This is a genomic window from Pseudomonas sp. KH_050, from assembly GCF_057838875.1.
In genome coordinates, this window is record NZ_CM174478.1 from 3664421 (window position 1) to 3684002 (window position 19582).

12 protein-coding genes are annotated in these 19582 nt (G+C 60.5%); 6 read left to right on the forward strand and 6 right to left on the reverse strand.

Annotation, left to right across the window (positions count from 1 at the left end; translation table 11 throughout):
* Positions 1–125: 125 nt before the first annotated feature.
* Positions 126–2675: an autotransporter family protein gene (locus tag AC3IUA_RS16680; protein WP_489355478.1), complete on the forward strand. Its 2550-nt coding sequence runs from the start codon at positions 126–128 to the stop codon at positions 2673–2675.
* 322 nt (positions 2676–2997) lie between these two features.
* Positions 2998–4056 carry an autotransporter domain-containing protein gene (locus tag AC3IUA_RS16685; protein WP_489355479.1) on the forward strand — a complete coding sequence of 353 codons (1059 nt, stop codon included), beginning with the start codon at positions 2998–3000 and terminating at the stop codon, positions 4054–4056.
* A gap of 64 nt (positions 4057–4120) precedes the next feature.
* On the opposite strand, the gene glgB is transcribed toward AC3IUA_RS16685, so the two are convergent.
* The 3 genes from glgB to AC3IUA_RS16700 all read right to left on the reverse strand — a co-directional run bounded on the left by glgB (position 4121) and on the right by AC3IUA_RS16700 (position 11783).
* Positions 4121–6352 (reverse strand): 1,4-alpha-glucan branching protein GlgB, encoded by a 2232-nt coding sequence (gene glgB / locus AC3IUA_RS16690; RefSeq protein ID WP_489355480.1) that lies wholly within the window; start codon positions 6350–6352, stop codon positions 4121–4123.
* A gap of 2 nt (positions 6353–6354) precedes the next feature.
* Positions 6355–9711 (reverse strand): maltose alpha-D-glucosyltransferase, encoded by a 3357-nt coding sequence (treS, locus tag AC3IUA_RS16695; protein WP_489355482.1) that lies wholly within the window; start codon positions 9709–9711, stop codon positions 6355–6357.
* A gap of 74 nt (positions 9712–9785) precedes the next feature.
* Positions 9786–11783 (reverse strand): alpha-1,4-glucan--maltose-1-phosphate maltosyltransferase, encoded by a 1998-nt coding sequence (locus AC3IUA_RS16700; RefSeq protein ID WP_489355484.1) that lies wholly within the window; start codon positions 11781–11783, stop codon positions 9786–9788.
* Between the two features lie 225 nt (positions 11784–12008).
* Between AC3IUA_RS16700 and AC3IUA_RS16705 the strand changes: the two genes are divergently transcribed.
* Positions 12009–12182 carry a hypothetical protein gene (locus AC3IUA_RS16705; RefSeq protein ID WP_489355486.1) on the forward strand — a complete coding sequence of 58 codons (174 nt, stop codon included), beginning with the start codon at positions 12009–12011 and terminating at the stop codon, positions 12180–12182.
* 91 nt (positions 12183–12273) lie between these two features.
* Here the strand turns inward: AC3IUA_RS16705 and AC3IUA_RS16710 are convergent, their stop codons facing one another.
* Positions 12274–12771 (reverse strand): MgtC/SapB family protein, encoded by a 498-nt coding sequence (locus tag AC3IUA_RS16710; RefSeq protein WP_489355488.1) that lies wholly within the window; start codon positions 12769–12771, stop codon positions 12274–12276.
* A 148-nt stretch (positions 12772–12919) separates the two neighbouring features.
* Between AC3IUA_RS16710 and AC3IUA_RS16715 the strand changes: the two genes are divergently transcribed.
* From AC3IUA_RS16715 to mapR, 3 genes are all read left to right on the forward strand, one after another.
* The gene (locus tag AC3IUA_RS16715) at positions 12920–13153 is read left to right on the forward strand and encodes a DUF3203 family protein (RefSeq protein ID WP_489355490.1); all 234 of its coding nucleotides are present in this window, start codon (positions 12920–12922) and stop codon (positions 13151–13153) included.
* A gap of 207 nt (positions 13154–13360) precedes the next feature.
* Positions 13361–14773, forward strand: coding sequence for a cytochrome c oxidase accessory protein CcoG (gene ccoG / locus AC3IUA_RS16720; RefSeq protein ID WP_489355492.1), 1413 nt, complete (start codon positions 13361–13363; stop codon positions 14771–14773).
* 213 nt (positions 14774–14986) lie between these two features.
* Entirely contained in the window at positions 14987–16396 is a 1410-nt protein-coding gene (gene mapR / locus AC3IUA_RS16725; protein ID WP_489355494.1) for a GntR family transcriptional regulator MpaR, read from the forward strand.
* Between the two features lie 95 nt (positions 16397–16491).
* On the opposite strand, the gene AC3IUA_RS16730 is transcribed toward mapR, so the two are convergent.
* Positions 16492–17238, reverse strand: coding sequence for an SDR family oxidoreductase (locus tag AC3IUA_RS16730; protein WP_489355495.1), 747 nt, complete (start codon positions 17236–17238; stop codon positions 16492–16494).
* Between the two features lie 255 nt (positions 17239–17493).
* A complete protein-coding gene (locus tag AC3IUA_RS16735; protein WP_489355497.1) occupies positions 17494–19575 on the reverse strand; it encodes a putative bifunctional diguanylate cyclase/phosphodiesterase in 2082 nt (693 codons plus the stop codon).
* Positions 19576–19582 lie beyond the last annotated feature (7 nt).

Consider the following 19582-nt stretch of genomic DNA (forward strand, 5'->3'; position numbering starts at 1 on the left):
ACTGAGGGAACAGAAATTTAACAATTCGTTAATGCAGAACGCTCAATTCGAGCGGGAGCTTTTCTGGATGTCTGCAGGGCGAACCCCTACTTCGGTCAGGCTAAAAAGCCAAGGACCCGGACACCATGAAACGCCATTTCTGCTTCCTGAAATCGATGCCGAGCGCATTCGCTGTTACCTCCTCCCTGATCATTTTTTCTCCCCTGACTGTTCACGCTGCCTGCACGTTGACGCCCGGCAGCGGTAACAATGATTTCAGCTGTGACAGTGGCAGCAGCGGCTCGCTGACCGATCTGCAAGGCAACAACAGTCTGACGTTTCCCACCAATGGTACTGGCAGCATCAATGGCGATGTGCGCTTCGGCGCCGGTACCGATCGGGTGGTGATGGACTCCGGTTCGATCAATGGTGCGCTCGATCAGGGCGATGGCCGCAACACCTTGCAGATCAGCGCCGGGCAGATTACCGGGGCCGTGCGACAGGGTAATGGCGTCGACGATTTCATCATGTCCGGTGGGCTTGTTCAGTCACTGACTCAAGGCGAAAGCCGGGATAACTTCCTGATGACCGGCGGTACGATAGTCGGCGCCTTCGAAGACGGTGATGTGGCAAAGATGACAGCAGGAACTATCGGCCGGGTCGACATGAAACTCGACAACAATTTTTTTGATCTGTCTGGCGGGCAGATCTTCGGCCATCTGGTCACCGGTCTGGGTACCGACACCCTCATCGTTTCGGGCGGCAGGATTGGCGGTAATCTCAGCGTCAGCGGTGGCGACGACCGCATCACCGTCAGCGGTGGCGAGATCGTCGGGGAGATTCGTGCGAGCGCCGGCAACGACCGTCTGGTCTGGGACAGCGGCGGCCTGATCAGGTCAGCGATATCGATGGGCGATGGCAATGACCTCGCCAGCCTGCGCAACCTCAATGAGACAACGCTCTCCTCTACCCCCAGGGTCGATGGCGGATCCGGCAACGACGCACTGACCTTTGAGCAAAGCACCTCGGCAGGCGCGGCGCGCTACATCAATTGGGAGTCGGTCAATCTGCGTAAAGACTCGATCTTCAACCTGGCCGGGAACTTTGTCCTGGGTGACAGCGTTACCGGTGCCGGCGTGTTCAATATCGACCCCAGCAGCGCCCTGGAGGTCTCTGAAGGGAGCATCAGCCCTTTCACCAGCGGCCGACTCACCACCCTGAACAATGCCGGGGTCATCGACATGCGCACTGGCAGCACCCGGGCCAACGATATCCTTACCGTACAGGGCAACTACGTGGGTGACAGCGGGCGGTTGCGCCTGCAAAGCGTGCTCGGCGATGACCTCTCGGCCAGCGATAAACTGGTGGTCAATGACGGTTCCTTGAGTGGCAGCACCCGGATCTCCATCGAAAACCTCGGCGGCACCGGTGGCCTGACTCTGCAAAACGGCATCCAGCTGGTCCAGGCCCAAGGCACCGCCGTCAGCGACAATCAGGCGTTCTACCTCAGACGTCCGGTCGCGGCCGGCGCCTATGACTACTACCTGTACAAAGGCGGGGTGACCCCCGGCACCGAGAACAGTTGGTACCTGCGCTCGGCAGTGGTGGCCCCGGCCGTGGTGACCGTGGCCAATCCGGACCCGAGCCTGCCGCCTATCAGCGTTCCCGTGGTGGCAGTGCCGGTTGCGGCCGCCGGAACCCCGGCACTGCCGACCGCGGTTCCCGGCGCGGCGCCGATTCCCTTGTACCGCCAGGAAGTACCCGTCTGGTCGGTGCTCGTTCCGGCGGCGGCGACCCTCACTCTGACCGCGCTCGGTACCTTCCATGAGCGTCAGGGCGAGCAGCGTCTGTTGACCGAGACCGGGGCATTGGGCGCAGGCTGGGGCCGGGCCTATGGCAAGAGTCTGGACCGGACCTGGGCGGGTACGGTAACCCCGAGCCTGAAGGGTTCACTCAGCGGATTTCAGGTTGGCCATGATGTGTACGGCTCACACACCTCCGGTGGACAAACCCAGCGCAGCGGTTTTTTTCTCGGACAGACCCGCCTGCGGGGTGATATCGAGGGTTTCAACCAAGGCTATGAGGGGCGTCGTGCCGGCAAGCTGGAATTCGAAAACTACAGCCTGGGCCTGTACTGGACCCTCACCGACCCACAAGGCTGGTACCTCGACACGGTCGCCATGGGCACTCACCTGGACGGTCACAGCAGCTCCGAACGCGGCCTCGAAATCCGCAACCGTGGGCACGCCTTCAGCCTGTCGGCGGAAGCCGGCTACCCGATTGCGCTGCCAGGCAACTGGGTGGTCGAACCCCAGGTGCAAGTCATCCACCAACGGATCTCGCTGGACGATCAAGACGATGGCGTTTCCCGACTGTCCTTCGATTCGGACAGTGCCTGGATCGGACGTCTGGGTGTGCGCCTCAAAGGTGCCTACGAGGTCAACGGCATGCCGGTGGAACCCTACCTGCGCAGCAACCTGTGGCAGACCTTCGACGGTACCGACACTGTCACCTTCGACAATGCCACCCGGATCACCACCGAGCAGAAAGCTTCCTCGGCGGACATCGGCATCGGCCTGGTGGTGAGTCTAACCTCCTCCGTCAGCCTGTATTCCAGCGTCGATTACAGCACCCACCTCGACAGCAATGACCTTGAAGGTCTTGCCGGCAGCCTCGGTATCCGGGTCAGCTGGTAGTCCCGTAGCCTGCTAACGAAAGCCTCTAAACCGGGGCTTGGCGGATGATCTTGCGTGCAAACAAGAACTTAGAGAAACCTTAAATATCAAATATTTGACGCTCATAAAATAACGCTACCGCCCATCATTCAATTTCTTGACGCAAGGTCTGGGGTCTTCTTAGCTTCACTTTACTACCCCCGGAAATACCATCCGGGGCAAGCCTCGAAACACCTGCGCAAGCGGGCCGGCGGGCTTCGCCTCATTGAATTCGGTCGCCCCTCACTCGGGGTAGGAGAGACGCCATAGCGTGATAAGGCATGCCATTGCAAGGTAGACCTCCATGAAAACTTCAATCACCCCACAAGAGATCAAAATCACCATTTGTGCCGTTTCGACTACGTTGTTGCTCTGTTCCTCCATGGAGGTTCAGGCAGGTAATGCCGAAGAGGAGTCGACGCCCTGGTATCGCCAGGACATTCCAGTGTTTACCTTGCCGACACCGGATTCGACGTTCATCGGACCTTACAGCTCCAACCCGCGCCTCGACACTCAGCCGCTGACCCTCAATGAAGCCGCCCCTGCCGCCTGGGAGCGGGTGTATGGTCAGGCCTCCAGGCAGGCTGAAAGCGACTTCCTCGTTTCGCAGTACTCCGACCACCTTTCCAGGGGGCCGGCGCTCTACACCCTGAAAAATGACAGCGGGCACACCCAGCGTGTCGGCCTGGTCGCAGGACAGAGCCAGTTCCAGAGCAACAGCAATGGCATGTTGACCTCACGCACCATCGCCGACCCGCGACATGACAGCCTGAACCTCGAAGGCCAGAGCCTGGGTGCCTACTGGAGCCTGACCGGCCCGCAAGGCTGGCATGTGGATTTGACCGCGAGCGGCGGCCGCGTCAATGGCTTCAGTCGCTCCGAACAAGGCGCCCGACAGGCAGCCGAGGGTAGTGCGGTGACGCTGTCGGTCGAAGGTGGATTCCCCATCGACATCAGCGAAAACTGGGTCGTTGAACCCCAGGCGCAGTTCATCAATCAACGGATCAGCCTGGACTCCCCGAATGGCGGCAATGGCAACGCCTCGTCCAGCGATTTGACGTCCTGGAGTGGTCGGGTCGGTGCGCGGTTGAAAGGTAGCTACGAAATTCGCGGGCTGCCGGTCGAACCCTATGTGCGGACCAACTTGTGGCATACGGTGCATAGCGGCGACACACTAAGCCTCGGCCAGGTCGACAAGATCAGCAGCAGCCACAAATCCTCCACTGTCGATTTGGGTCTGGGCCTGGTGGCCAGTGTCTCGCCCACAGTGAGCCTGTATGTCAGCGCCGACTACAGCAGCAGTGTCGACGACAACGATCTCAATGGTTTGATTGGCAGTCTGGGTGTGCGGATGCGTTGGTAAGGCTTTGCCACAACAAGTGGCAACCTGTGGTGAGGGGGCAACTTCCCTCACCACAATGCCGGCGTTAACCCTCGGGCCGCAGCATCAATACCCCCAACGGCGGCAGGTTCAACACCAGCGACAATTCCTCGCCATGGCTCGGCTGGTCCTCGGCCACGACACCGCCGCCATTCCCATAATTGGAACCGGCATAGGTGTCGGCATCGCTGTTGAACACTTCACTCCAGCGCCCGGCGAACGGCACACCGATCCGATAGGCCTGACGCGGCACTGGCGTGAAGTTGGCCACCACCAGCACCGGCCGCCCTTCCTTGCTCCAGCGCAACCAGGCATACACGCTGTTGATTGCATCATCACCGATCAGCCACTGGAACCCCTGCGGCGCATGGTCCTGATCGTGCAGCGCCGGCTCTTCGCGGTACAGCCGGTTCAGATCCGCCACCAGCTTCTGCACTCCCCGGTGCTCGGGATACTGCATCAGGTACCAATCCAGCTGCTGATCGTGGTTCCACTCGCGCCACTGGCCGAACTCGCAGCCCATGAACAGCAGCTTCTTGCCCGGATGCGCCCACATGAAGCTCAGGTAGGCGCGCAGGTTGGCGAATTTCTGCCAGCGATCGCCGGGCATTTTATCGATCAGCGAATGTTTGCCGTGGACCACTTCATCATGGGAGATCGGCAGGATGAACCGCTCGGACCAGGCGTACACCAGGCCGAAGCTCAACTCGTTGTGATGGTGAGCGCGATACACCGGATCCTGCTGAATGTAATGCAACGAGTCGTGCATCCAGCCCATGTTCCATTTGTAATTGAAGCCCAGGCCACCCTGCTGGGTACCCTGACTGACGCCCGGCCAGGCCGTCGACTCTTCGGCAATCATCAGCGCCCCCGGAGCCTCCAGCGCGACCACGTCGTTCAGGTGCCGGACAAAATCGATGGCTTCGAGGTTCTCGCGACCGCCGTGGCGATTGGGTACCCACTCGCCGGCTTTACGTGAATAGTCGCGGTAGAGCATCGAAGCCACTGCATCCACCCGCAGGCCATCGACATGGAAATGCTTGAGCCAGTGCAGCGCCGAGGCCAGCATGAAGCCGTGAACTTCAGTGCGTCCCAGGTTGTAGATCAAGGTATCCCAGTCCTGATGGAAACCTTCCTGAGGGTTGCCGTACTCATACAGCGCGGTCCCGTCGAATTGCGCCAGGCCATGGGTATCGGTGGGGAAATGCGCCGGGACCCAATCGAGGATCACCCCGATGTTCGCCTGGTGGCAGGCGTTGACGAAGGCGCCGAAATCCTCCGGCGAGCCGTAGCGGGCGCTCGGGGCGAATTGCGACAGTGGCTGATAACCCCAGGACCCCCCGAACGGATGCTCCATGATCGGCATCAGCTCGATATGGGTGAAGCCCAGTTCCTGTACGTAGGGGATCAAGCGCTCGGCCAGTTCATGCCAATTGTATTGACGTGAGACCTCACCGAGATCATCGACTTCGCACTGCCAGGAACCGGCATGCAATTCATAGATCGATAGCGGTGCATCCGGGCCGTGGCGCTCGCCACGAGTCTGCATCCACTCCTGGTCCTGCCAGTCGATCCGCAGTGGCGATGCGACTTTCGATGCGGTATCCGGTGGCAGCGAAGTGGCCAGCGCCACAGGGTCGGATTTGAGTGGCAGAATCCCGTTCGCGCCTAGAATTTCGTACTTGTAGGCCTCTCCTGCCTGCAGGCGCGGGATGAACAACTCCCACACCCCGGACGGATGACGCAGGCGCATCGGATGTCGACGGCCGTCCCAGACGTTGAAGTCACCGACCACCGAGACCCTTCGGGCATTCGGTGCCCACACGGCAAAACGCACGCCATCGACGCCGTCCACGGTCTTCAATTGCGCACCAAGGCACGCGCTCAGGTCGCGATGATTACCTTCGGCAAACAGATAAAGGTCCATCTCGCCGAGCAGCGGGCCGAAGCTGTAAGGGTCTTCGCTGGTCTGCTCGCCGCCCGCCCAGTTGATGCGCAATTGATAGGGCTGTGCGCGGTCGAAATGCCCGACAAACAAACCCGGCACGTCAGTCGCATCGAGGTTCCCGAGTATTTCACCGCTATCGCGGGCCAGCACCTGAACACTCAGGGCACCGGGCAGGAACCCTCGAATAAACTGCCCGCCGGCACCATCGCCATGGGGCCCCAGGATCGCAAACGGATCGCGATGCTCGGCGCGCACCAACCCATCGATATCCTTGGCGCCAGGCAGCAATGCCTCTTTCGAATGACCCTGTTCCCTGTTTGAGAAACTCATGACTACTCTCCACTGGTCTCTGTGTCGGAAAAGGGTTTGAGCCCACTCAATAACCCGTATAAACCGTGCAATGGCACCGGCAGCCAGGTGGGACGATTCTCGGCTTCATAGACGACCTCATAAGCCGCTTTCTCCAGGCCAAACAACGCCAGCGCGGCGTCCTCACCTTCGGCGTCCTGCCATGCCTGAGCAAGACTAGACGTTGCCAGCCGATATGCCTGAACAAAAGCCTCTCGCGCTTCAATGACATAGCGCTCGGTCACGCGTAGACGTGCGGCGTGGGCATGAGCCGATACGTCGACGCTCTGCGCATTCAACGCCATCGCCGCCGCGTAGTCGAACGAGCGCAACACACCACTGACATCCTTGTACGGGCTGTGCTTGCCCCGACGTTCATGCAATGCCCGCGCCGGTTCGCCTTCGAAGTCGATCAGATAGGCATCTCCCTTGATCACCAGCACCTGGCCCAGATGCAGGTCACCGTGTACACGAATGCGCAAACCGCCAATGGCCCGCTTCGCCAGCGCTTGAATGTGGCTGAGCAAAGCTTTCTTGTGTTGCAGCAAACGGCTGACCAGCAACTGATCCTCGGGCCGTAGCTCGACCTGATGCTGCTTGAGCAGCTGCAAGGCGCGCTCCAGTTGCGCGCCGATGTGCCGGGTCCACGCCTGTGCATCCTTGAGGGTACTCTGTTGCGGGCTGAAATCGGGGTTGTCGGTGGGCGCCGCCAATACCTGATGCATCTCGCCCAGACGTTGCCCCAGCATGCCGGCGAAATCCTTCAATTCGCCAAGGGCGTTGTAATGCTGTTCCTGCTCGGACATCGCTTCGGCCAATTCGTCGCGAACCGCTCGTTCAAGGTTGTTCTGCGTCCACTCCCAGGCGTCGCCCTGATTGCTCAGGTAACCCTGGGCGATCATCAGCAAGTTGTCCTCACCCTGCTCATCACGGCGGATCACCGAGCCGAGCAGCGGTGAAATATGGCTGAAACCTGCCGCGGTCAGATACGCGCCCATCTCCAGTTCCGGATGGACACCGGCACTGACTTTGCGGATCAATTTCAATACCAGGCTGTTGCCAATCACCACCGAACTGTTGGACTGCTCGGCCGACAGATAACGTACTTCAGATTCGTCGTTCAAGCCCAGCTTCGCCAGCTCGGCGGTCGGTTCGAAACGGATCTCGCCGGCGCTGGTCGGTAACACCGAATACGCCTGGATGCCCTGCAAAACCGCCCGTACAAAGCTATCGAGGCTGAAGGCATCGGTAATCAGGCCGACTTGCCGTCCGCGCCGGACCCGGGCTAATGCCAGTTGCTGCGGCAAGGCCGCACTGTACTGATCCTCGGCCAGCAAACCGAAGGGCAGTTGATAGCGGCTGGTATGGCCGTCGCTGGTGACCTCTATCTCGCTGAACAACACCGGATGCTGCGGGTCGCCAAAACGCACGCCGTAGACGATATGCACCTGCCCGATGGTCGTGTCCTTGTTGGCGAACCAACGACGCTTGGGCAACCAGGCCGGCAGCGAAGTCTGCTCCAGGGTGGTGCGCGACGGCGCTTCGAGCAATTCTTCGAGGCGCTTTTTCAGCACCAGGGTGGTGAAGTCCGGCATGCTCTGCGCCGGTTCCACATGCCAGCTGGGCATCTGGTTTTCCGCTGCCAGCACAAACCAGTAGAACCCATAGGGCGCCAGGGTCAGCAGGAAATTCAACTGGCCGATCGGAGGGAAAGCATTACCGCCGAGCATCTCTACCGGCACCATTCCAGCATACGTCGACAAGTCGAGTTCGGCGGCCTGGGCGCTGCGCGACACGTTGGCCACGCAGAGAATGATTTCATGCTTGCCGTCGGGCCCGGTGTATTCGCGGGTATACGCCAGGATCCGCCGGTTGCTCGGCGAGAGCATCCGCAACGTACCGCGACCGAAGGCTTTCGACTGCTTACGCACCGCCAGCATCCGCCGGTTCCAGTTCAGCAGCGAATGGGGATCGCCGGCCTGGGTCTCGACGTTCACCGACTGATAACCGTAGAGCGGGTCCATGATCGGCGGCAACACCAGGCTGGCCGGGTCGGCGCGGGAGAAGCCGCCGTTGCGGTCGATCGACCATTGCATCGGCGTGCGCACCCCGTCGCGGTCACCGAGGTAGATGTTATCGCCCATGCCGATTTCATCGCCGTAATACAGGGTCGGGGTGCCCGGCATCGACAGCAGCAGACTGTTGAGCAACTCGACCCGACGACGGTCGCGCTCCATCAAGGGCGCCAGGCGTCGGCGAATCCCCAGGTTGATCCGCGCCCGACGGTCGGCCGCGTAGTAATTCCACAGGTAATCACGCTCTTTGTCGGTGACCATTTCCAGGGTCAGTTCATCGTGGTTACGCAGGAAAATCGCCCACTGGCAGTTGGCCGGAATCTCCGGGGTCTGGCGCAGGATGTCGGTGATTGGAAAGCGGTCTTCCTGGGCCAGTGCCATGTACATGCGCGGCATCAAGGGAAAGTGAAAGGCCATGTGGCACTCGTCACCACTCTCCCCCTTGGAAGCACCCCCCTTGCAATCACCAAAGTACAGTTGAGTGTCTTCCGGCCATTGGTTGGCTTCGGCCAGCAGCATGCGGTCCGGGTAATTGGCATCGATCTCGGCACGGATCTGCTTGAGCACCTGATGGGTCTCGGGCAGGTTCTCGTTGTTGGTGCCGTCGCGCTCGATCAGGTAGGGAATCGCGTCCAGCCGCAAGCCGTCGATGCCCATGTCCAGCCAGTAGCGCATCACCGAGAGCACGGCTTTCATGACTTGTGGGTTATCGAAATTCAGGTCCGGCTGGTGGGAATAGAACCGGTGCCAGAAGTACTGGCCGGCCACCGGATCCCAGGTCCAGTTGGATTTTTCGGTGTCGAGAAAGATGATCCGGGTACCGTCATACTTCTGATCGTTATCGGACCAGACATAGAAGTCCCGAGCCGCCGAACCAGGCTTTGCCTTGCGTGCCCGCTGGAACCAGGGGTGCTGGTCCGAGGTATGGTTGATGACCAGCTCGGTGATGACCCGCAGCCCGCGCTTGTGGGCCTCTGCGATAAAGCGCTTGGCGTCGGCCATGGTCCCGTAATCGGCATGCACGCCACGGTATTCGGCAATGTCGTAACCATCGTCACGACGCGGTGAAGGGTAGAACGGCAGTACCCAGATGGTGTTCACACCGAGATCTGCAATGTAATCGAGTTTGGCGATCAAGCCAGGAAAGTCGCCGATCCCGTCATTGTTCGAGTCGAAAAAAGACTTGACGTGTACTTGGTAAATCACCGCATCCTTGTACCAGAGCGGATCCTTGATAAAGGCGGCTGACCTGGGTTTCTTCGCCATCTGTGACTCCTGTTGAATTCATAAAAGCGGGCGTGCCGTATGAGTTTGGGAGCCTCCGGGCAAAGCCATGTTTCTCAAGCTGCCGTTATCCGCCAGATCCCGAACGGCTGATGCCAGGGTTCGATCCGCATCCACTGGGTCTTGCCATACCAGGTCCAGCGATGGCCGCTCATCAGGTCTTCACCGCTGGTTTGTGCATCGTCAGGCAAGTCCATCTCCCACAGCGGCAATTCGAAACTCGCCTCCTGGGCGTTGAACGGATCGAGGCTGATCGCCACCAGAATGAAATTGCTGCCGTCGACGCTGCGCTTGCCGAAATACAGAATGTTGTCGTTCCACGCGTTGTAGACCTTCAGCCCCAGATGACTGTGCAACGCCGGGTTCTGCCGGCGAATGCGATTGAGCTGGGCGATCTCGGCAATGATGTTGCCCGGCGCAGTGAAGTCCCGCGGGCGGATCTGGTATTTCTCCGAATCCAGATACTCTTCCTTGCCCGGTACCGGCGCCGACTCACACAACTCGAAGCCTGAGTACATGCCCCACAGCCCCGAACCCATGGTCGCCAATGCAGCGCGGATGAGGAAACCGGCGCGCCCCGATTCATGCAGGAACCCGGGATTGATGTCCGGCGTATTGACGAAAAAATTCGGCCGGAAGCACTCACGCCATGGCGACTCGTTCAGCTCGGTGAAATAAGTCGCCAGTTCGGCCTTGGTGTTGCGCCAGGTGAAGTAGGTATAGCTCTGGGAATAACCGACCTTGCCCAATCGCGCCATCATCGCCGGCTTGGTAAAGGCCTCGGCGAGGAAGATCACCTCGGGGTACAACGCCCGCACATCGGCGATCATCCACTGCCAGAACGGGAGGGGCTTGGTGTGCGGATTGTCGACGCGGAAAATCTTCACGCCCTCCTCGATCCATCCGATGACGATATCGCGCAGTGCGAGCCAGAGACTGGGGATCGCATCGACCGCATAAAAATCGACGTTGACGATATCCTGATACTTCTTCGGCGGGTTCTCGGCGTATTTGATGCTGCCATCCGGCCGCCAGCTGAACCAGCCCGGATGCTCTTTGAGCCAAGGGTGATCCTGGGAACACTGAATGGCGAAATCCAGGGCGATTTCCAGCCCGTGGTCAGCAGCGGCGGCCACCAGCCGGCGGAAGTCTTCACGAGTGCCCAGTTCGGAGTGAATGGCTTCGTGCCCTCCCTCGGCACCGCCGATGGCATAAGGACTGCCCGGATCGTCGGGGCCGGCCGTCAGGGAGTTGTTCGGGCCCTTGCGATAGCTGCGGCCGATCGGGTGGATCGGCGGGAAATACAACACGTCGAAGCCCATATCGTGGATCATCGACAAGCGCGAGTGCACATCATTGAAGGTGCCATGACGCATTGGGTCATCGGTGATCGAGCGCGGAAACAGCTCATACCAACTGGCAAACTGCGCCAGTTCGCGCTCGACGTCCACCGCATACTCAGGGCTGATACTGAGGAACGCTCGATGATCGGCCTGGGCCATCAACTCAGCGCTGCGCTCATGCAAAAACAGTGCAACCTGCTCGGCTTCCAGCAAACCGGACAGATCATGGTGCAACGCGTGCAGTTGCTCGCTCAATGTCCCTTCAGTGCGTGAAGCCGCCTGCAGCACGTGGCTGCGCCCTTCCTGCAATTCCAGGCTGACCGGCACCCCGGCCATATGTTTCTTGCTCAACTCATAACAGAAACTGGCGAACTGATCGATCCAGGCTTCAATACGAAACCCATAAAGACCCTGTTCGGTCACCATGAACTGCCCTTCCCAGCTGTTATTGCCCAGATCGGTCATGGTCAGGCTATGCCACTGCGAATCAGCCGATCCACGCCAGCACAGCTTCACCGCCAGCTGGTCGTGGCCATCGGCGAACACCTTGCTGGTGACTACCACTGGCTGGCCCACCACCGCCTTGACGGCAAACTGGCCACCATCGATCACCGGCGCGGTGCTCTCGATCGCAATCCGTGGCAACAGCAACGCCTGCGGCAAGGGTAATTGCGGGTTGTGCTCAAGCTCTGTCGGTTGTTCAGCAATCATCGAGCATCTCTCCTTACGCCCCATGGACGCTCTTGTGCCTGGTCGAATCTCACCTGCGCTGGTGTTCTATGAATGAACACACTTAGGTTCCGAGCCAAAAGCAGGGGCAAAAGTTCATATGGATTTGCCTGCGGCATGCCTTGGGAAAAAACCGGGAGTCAAAGTCACCCCTCAACGTTCAATCGCTTTACTCCTGTCACAACAAGCAGAAACGAGGCCACATCCATGGGCATTCCTATTCCGGCTGAGACTCCTGATCCGAACATCGACGACCCGACCCTGCCACCGCCTGACCCCACACCCGACCCGACACCCGTGCCGGAGAAAGATCCAACTCCGCCGGGCACTCAGACTCCCGTGGGCGACCCGCAGAGCGAGGAGCCGCCGGTGAAGGCGTGATGCAAGCGTAGTCACGGTTCATGGCAGGCGTGCGTGAGCAAGCCACCGATTTGTGTCATCTGACTCTGATAGTCAATAACACTTGCCTGACCTATGGCTCATCCTTCTCCAGCAACTTGACCACCATTGGCATCACACCCAGTATCAGCAGCGCCAACAAGGTACTGAGTACCGCCGTCGCCTCTCGGCCCAGGCCGGCCGAGACGCCGATGGCGGCGGTCATCCACAGGCCGGCGGCGGTGGTCAGGCCTTTGACCTGGCCCTCGTCGCCTTCGGTGTTTTTCAGGATGGTCCCGGCACCGAGGAAGCCGATCCCGGCGACCACGCCCTGGATCACCCGGCTCATCGCGTCGGCCTGGGCGCCGGACATCTGTGGCACCAGCACGAACAAGGCCGCGCCCAGCGCTACCAGCATGTGGGTGCGAACGCCCGCGGCCTTGCCCTTTTGTTCGCGCTCGAAGCCGAGAATGCCGCCGAGGATGGCGGCCATCAGCAGGCGCACAGTGATTTTCGTCAGTTGTCCGGCATCGCCGATATCGGCGAACTCGGCTTGTAGCGTTACCCAAACCTCATGCCACCAGGCGTTCATGGCGCTGTCCTTCTTATTGGTCAATATGCGATGGACAGCAGCCGTGAGCAGTCGTGCGGCAAGGGACCAGTGACCATCAATCGGCTGCCCAGAACGATGGCCAGCCGCTGAAACCTAATACTCAAACCCCCGACAAAAGGACAACGCCATGACTGTGCGCATCGAAAACCAGATCTGCTTCTTCGAAACTGACGAGGTTCAGGAGCAACGCCCCGCCGCCGAGGTGACGGTCATCACCGATCCGGAAGTGGCCATGTCGGCGGTCGAGCTCAACGGCGGGCGCGTATACATCACCGAAGCAGAAGCCGACGCATTGACCGTAGCAGGTGCCGTCGACGGGCGCCGGCATTTGAAGGCCAGCGAGCGTGGTTCGGTGATTTGACTGACGTGGATCACAGACATTCGCCGGCACCCGTGCCAGACGCTGGCGCCTTGTAAGCAAAGGGTCGCCGAGGGGTGCAGCAAGTTGTCGCAGGCAGGTCCCTGGCGCGCATCTGATCCGCTTTTTATTCCAATACCTGAGTCTGTTATGCAAACAGATCGCTGGTCATAGTGTATCGGCCTGATGGAGGCTGATGAGCGAACGACCATGAGCGATAAAATCCCCGTCCGATTAGTAGAAACATTCGAGCCTTCACGTCCAAAGATGAAGGCCAAGTCCAGCGACAACCTGATCCACACCCGCAGCTTCAGCGGTTTGTTCCGCACCCTGCGGTTGGGCGGCGCAGGCTTTTTGTTCCTGGCGTTTTTCGGCACCGTGTGGCTGAACTGGGGCGGCCGTCAGGCGGTGCTCTGGGACTTGTCGGAGAGCAAGTTCCACATCTTCGGCGCGACGTTCTGGCCGCAGGATTTCATTCTGCTCTCGGCGCTGCTGATCATCTGCGCGTTCGGCCTGTTCGCCATTACCGTATTCGCAGGCCGGGTCTGGTGCGGCTACACCTGCCCTCAGAGTTCCTTCACCTGGCTATTCATGTGGTGCGAAAAAGTCACCGAAGGCGAGCGCAACCAGCGAATCAAGCTGCAAGCAGCGCCCTGGGGGCCGAACAAGCTGATGCGCCGCTCGGCCAAGCACACTCTGTGGCTGGCCATCAGCCTGCTCACCGGTTTGACCTTTGTCGGCTACTTCACGCCGATCCGGCCCCTGGCCAGCGAACTGCTGACCTTGCAGATGGGTGGCGTCAGTCTGTTCTGGGTGCTGTTCTTCACCGGCGCCACCTACATCAACGCCGGCTGGTTGCGCGAAGCGGTGTGCATGCACATGTGTCCCTATGCACGCTTTCAAAGCGTGATGTTCGACAAGGACACCCTGACCATCTCCTACGACGTGGCGCGCGGCGAAAGCCGGGGCCCGCGTAAACGCGGCGTCACCTCGGCCGAATCCGGCCTGGGCGACTGCATCGACTGTCAGTTGTGCGTGCAGGTGTGCCCGACCGGCATCGATATCCGCGACGGCTTGCAGATGGAATGCATCGGTTGCGCGGCCTGTATCGATGCCTGCGACTCGATCATGGACAAAATGGGCTATGCCCGCGGACTGGTCAGTTATACCTCGGAGCATGAACTCCAGGGAGGCAAGACCCATTGGCTGCGGCCACGGCTGATCGGCTACACGGCAGTGCTGGTGCTGATGATCGGCGCCCTGGCCCTGGCGCTGGTAGAGCGGCCGATGGTGTCCCTGGATGTGAGCAAGGACCGCGGCCTGTTCCGCGAGAACAGTCAGGGCCAGATCGAAAACATCTACAGTCTGAAGGTGATCAACAAGACCCAGCAGCGCCAGCAGTACGGCCTGGAACTGGTGGATGGCGATGGCTTCCAGTTGCAGGGCAAGACCGACCTGAGCCTGGCGCCGGGTGAGATTGTCGACGTGCCGGTGTCGGTGGCGATGACCACCGAACGGCCGAGCAGCAGCTCGCAGAGCATCAGCTTCAAGGTTGTCGACAGCGACGAGCCGGAGATCTATAGCGTGGCGAAGAGCCGGTTTGTTGCACCGATGAATCGTTGAGGCTTTAAGATTGCGAGCGCTCTTGGGGCTGTTACGTGCAAGTCAGTCAATGGTGGTGACCCGACAAAGATCGCAGCCTGCGGCAGCTCCTACGGATTTGTGTACGACCTGCGATCAATGGGGCATCGATTCGGCGTAGGAGCTGCCGCAGGCTGCGATCTTTTGGCTGCTTCGACCGCGCAAAAAACTTGAATGAACCAAACCGGGCATTAGATGAAACGCTACGAAAAATTCGCCGATGACATCGCTGAACTGATCCGCTCCGGGGTCCTCGGCCCCGGCCAGCGCGTGCCGTCGGTGCGCTACGCCAGTCAGACTTACGGGGTCAGCCCGTCCACGGTGTTCCAGGCCTACTACCTGCTGGAACGTCGCGGCCTGATCCGCGCCCGGCCGCGTTCCGGCTACTTCGTCAACACCCACGCACCGAGCCCCTTCTCGGAGCCGGTGATCAGCAGCCAGGTCAACGAGTCCACCGAAGTCGACGTCAGCGAACTGGTGTTCTCGGTCCTCGACTCGATCAAGGACCCGAGCACCGTGCCGTTCGGCTCGGCCTTCCCCAGCCCGACCCTGTTCCCGCTGCAACGTCTGGCCCGCTCTTTGGCCAGCGCCAGCCGCGAAATGGACCCGCGCATGGTGGTCACCGACATGTCGCCGGGCAACCCGCAATTGCGTCGGCAAATCGCCCTGCGCTACATGGTCGGCGGCCTGATGCTGCCGATGGAAGAGCTGCTGATCACCAATGGTGCCCTCGAGGCCCTGAACCTGTGCCTGCAAGCGGTGACCGAACCCGGTGACCTGGTGGCCATCGAAGCCCCGGCGTTCTATGCCTGCCTGCAAGTGTTGGAGCGACTGAAGCTCAAGGCCGTGGAAATCCCCGTGCACCCCAGGGACGGCATCGACCTTGGAGTCCTCGCACAAACCCTGGAACGATACCCGATCAAAGCCTGCTGGTGCATGACCAGCTTCCAGAACCCGATGGGCGCGACCATGCCCGAAGCCAAGAAGCAGGAACTGGTGGAGTTGTTGCGCAGTCATCAAGTGCCGCTGATCGAGGACGACGTCTACGCCGAACTCTATTACGGCCAACAGGCGCCGAAACCGGCCAAGGCGTTCGACACCGAAGGCCTGGTGATGCACTGTGGCTCCTTCGCCAAAAGCCTGGCTCCCGGCTACCGCATCGGCTGGGTTGCCGCCGGGCGCTATGCGCAAAAAATCGAACGGCTGAAGCTCATGACCTCACTCTGCGCCTCGATGCCGGCCCAGGCCGCTATCGCCGACTACCTGCAACACGGCGGTTACGACCGTCACCTGCGCAAACTGCGCTACGCCCTGGAAGAACAGCAAAGCGCCATGCTTGCGGCCATTGCCCGCTACTTCCCGGCCCAGACCCGCGTCAGCCAACCGGCCGGCGGCTACTTCCTGTGGCTGGAACTGCCAGAGCAGATGGACTCCTTGAAGTTGTTCCAGATGGCCCTGGCCCAAGGCATCAGCATTGCTCCAGGACCGATTTTCTCACCGACCCGACGCTTCAGGAATTGCATTCGATTGAATTACGGCAGCCCATGGAACGAGGCGGCGGAAAAGGCCATGGAGACCTTGGGGCGGATTGTGCGGTCGTTCTGAACAGCAAAAAGATCGCAGCCTGCGGCAGCTCCTGCGCCGACCGGGTAATCCCCCCGTAGGAGCTGCCGAAGGCTGCGATCCTTTGATCTTGAACCTTACCGCCCACCCCCAAGATCCACAAAAGTCCCGGTCGCATACGAGGCCTTGTCCGACAGCAGCCAGACAATCGCCTCCGCCACTTCTTCCGGGCGGCCACCACGGGCCATGGGAATGGCGGATTCAAGTTTGCTGACCCGCTCCGGGTCCCCGCTCAGTGCGTGGAAATCGGTGAAAATGAAGCCCGGACGCACCGCGTTGACACGAATGCCCTCACCCGCCACTTCTTTGGACAGGCCTATGGTGAAGCTGTCCAGCGCGCCTTTGGAGGCGGCATAGTCGACATATTCATTGGGTGAACCCAGGCGCGAGGCAACCGAGGACACGTTGACGATGCTGCCGCCCTGGCCACCGTGTTTGGGCGACATGCGCAGCAGTGCGTGCTTGGCGCAGAGAATCGGCCCCAGCACGTTGGTCCGGATGGTCTTGAGAATGCGGAATTCGGACATTTCATCGACCCGGGACTTCTGCCCGACGGTGCCCGCGTTGTTGACCAGCGCCGTGACCCGTCCCAACTCGATATCGACCCGGTGGAACAGCGCAATGACTTCGTCTTCGATACTGACATCGGCGCGCACCGCAATCGCCTGGGCGCCCAGTCCACGGACTTGCTCGAGTACCTGCTGGGCGGCCTGCTCGTCCGCCTGGTAATTGATGCAGATCCGATAACCTTGCTGCGCTGCCAGCAGTGCGGTGGCTGCGCCAATGCCGCGGCTACCACCGGTGATGACCAGGACTTTATCCATGCTTGCTTTCTCCCGTTATTAAGCATAAGCGGTCGGGGTAAAGAATAACCGCCATCGTTGGCTTTTGCATGGAGTCACATCAAGTGTTACGACCAACACAACTCCCGTAGCAGCTGCCGAAGGCTGCGTTCGGCTGCGAAGCGGCCGTGTATTCAGACGCTGCGGTGTTTCAGGGTGACCGTGCATACAGGGTTTACGACTGCTTCGCAGCCGAACGCAGCCTTCGGCAGCTGCTACAAGTTCGCATTCGGTCTATCAGCCCACCGCCAATTGCTCCGCCCGATGGATATCGGCCATGAAACGCGCCGCCGGCAGCGGGTGCCCGAGCAGGTAACCTTGCAGCGAATCACAGCCCAACTGAGTCAGGAAGTTCTGCTGCACATTGGTCTCCACGCCTTCGGCGACGATCCGCAGCCCCAGCGCCTGACCGAGGGCGACGATGGCCGAGACGATGGCGGCGTCGTCGCTGTCATGCTCCAGGTCGCGGACAAACCCGCGGTCGATCTTCAACTCGTTGGCGGGTAGCCGCTTGAGGTACATCAGGCTTGAATAGCCGGTGCCGAAATCATCGATGGACAGATCGACACCCATTGCCGAGAGCTCCCGAAGCACCATCATGCTCGCATCTGCGTCGCTCATGGCCGTGGTTTCGGTGATTTCCAGCGTCAGGTTGTTGGCCGGCAACTGGTGGCGAGCCAACGCTGTGGCAACACTTTGTACCAGCCCGACATGACAAAATTGCAACGCTGACAGGTTCACCGCGATACGCCAGTCGGTGTAACCCTGCACATACCACTCACGCATCTGACGGCAGGCTTCGTTCAATACCCACTCGCCGATCGGGATGATCAGCCCGGTCTTTTCCGCCAGATCGATGAATTTGTCCGGCAGCAGCATCCCCTGCTGCGGATGCTCCCAACGCAGCAAGGCCTCGGCGCCCACCGGCAGGCCATTGCCGGCACTGAACTTGGGTTGGTAATACAGACTGAATTGTTGCTGCTCGACCGCCGCGCGCAGGTCCTGCAGCATTTGCAGCTGCCTGCGGGCGTTGGTGTTCATCGAGGCATCGAAGAAGCGATAGCCGTTTTTGCCGGTGCCTTTGGCGTGATACATCGCCGCGTCGGCGTTCATCAGCAATTCTTGCGCGGTCTGGCCGTTACCCGGGTACAGCGCGATGCCGATGCTGGCGGAGATTTGCAAGTCATGCTCGGCCACCCTGAACGTGCGGGAAATCAGCCCGACCTGGCGAGCGGCCAGTCTGAGGGCATCATCCGCACCGCCAAGCTGCACCAGCAATACGAATTCGTCGCCACCGATCCGCGCCAGGGTGTCCTGGCTGCGCAACTCCTCACGCAGGCGCTGACCGACCTCACGCAGCAACTGGTCGCCCATGTGATGGCCAAAAGCGTCGTTGACCGGCTTGAAGCCATCCAGATCGATGAACATCAGCGCAAAACAACCACCCTGCTCCTGCACCAGATGCATGGCCTGATCGATGCGATCGGCCAGCAACACCCGGTTTGGCAAACCGGTCAGGGTGTCATGCAGCGCAAGCTGGGTGAGTTCCTGGTTGGCCAGGGTCAAGGAATCGGCCAGGTCAGCGGTGCGGGCTTCCAGGCGGGCATCGAGGATCGAGGTCAGCAAGGCGATGCACAGCACCGCCAGGGTGGTAACCAGCACCAGGTTGTCCAGCCCTTTGCCGCTCAGGCCATTGATTGCCGCGCCGCAGAAGCTGCCGTCGGCGAAACGCGCGGCGGCCATGCCGGTGTAATGCATGCCGACGATGGCGAGGCCCATGACCACCGCCGCCCCGCCACGGGCCAATCTGACGTAGGGGGTGTTCTGCCGCAGGCGGAAGGCAATCCACAGTGCTGCGGCCGAAGCCCCGACCGCAATCAACAGCGAGGCGCTGAACAAGGCTGGATCGTAATCGATGCCTGGCTGCATGCGCATCGCGGCCATGCCGGTGTAGTGCATGGCGCTGATCCCCGCGCCCATGATCAGGGCGCCGAACGCCAACTGCCAGGCCGGCAAGCGCGGCTGACTGACCAGCCACAGGGCGAACCCGCAGGACAGGATACCGATCAGCAGCGATAACAGGGTGATCGTGAGGTCATAGCCGAGGTCAATCGGCAATTTGAAGGCCAGCATGCCGATAAAGTGCATCGACCAGACACCCACGCCCATGGCCAACGCCCCGCCAGCGGTCCACAGATGAACCGCCCGACCTTTGGCCGTGGCGATACGTCCGGTGAGATCGAGTGCGGTATAAGACGCAAGAATCGCCACACAGAGGGAGATCAACACCAGGACGGGGGAATAACTACCGATGAGCATGGGACTT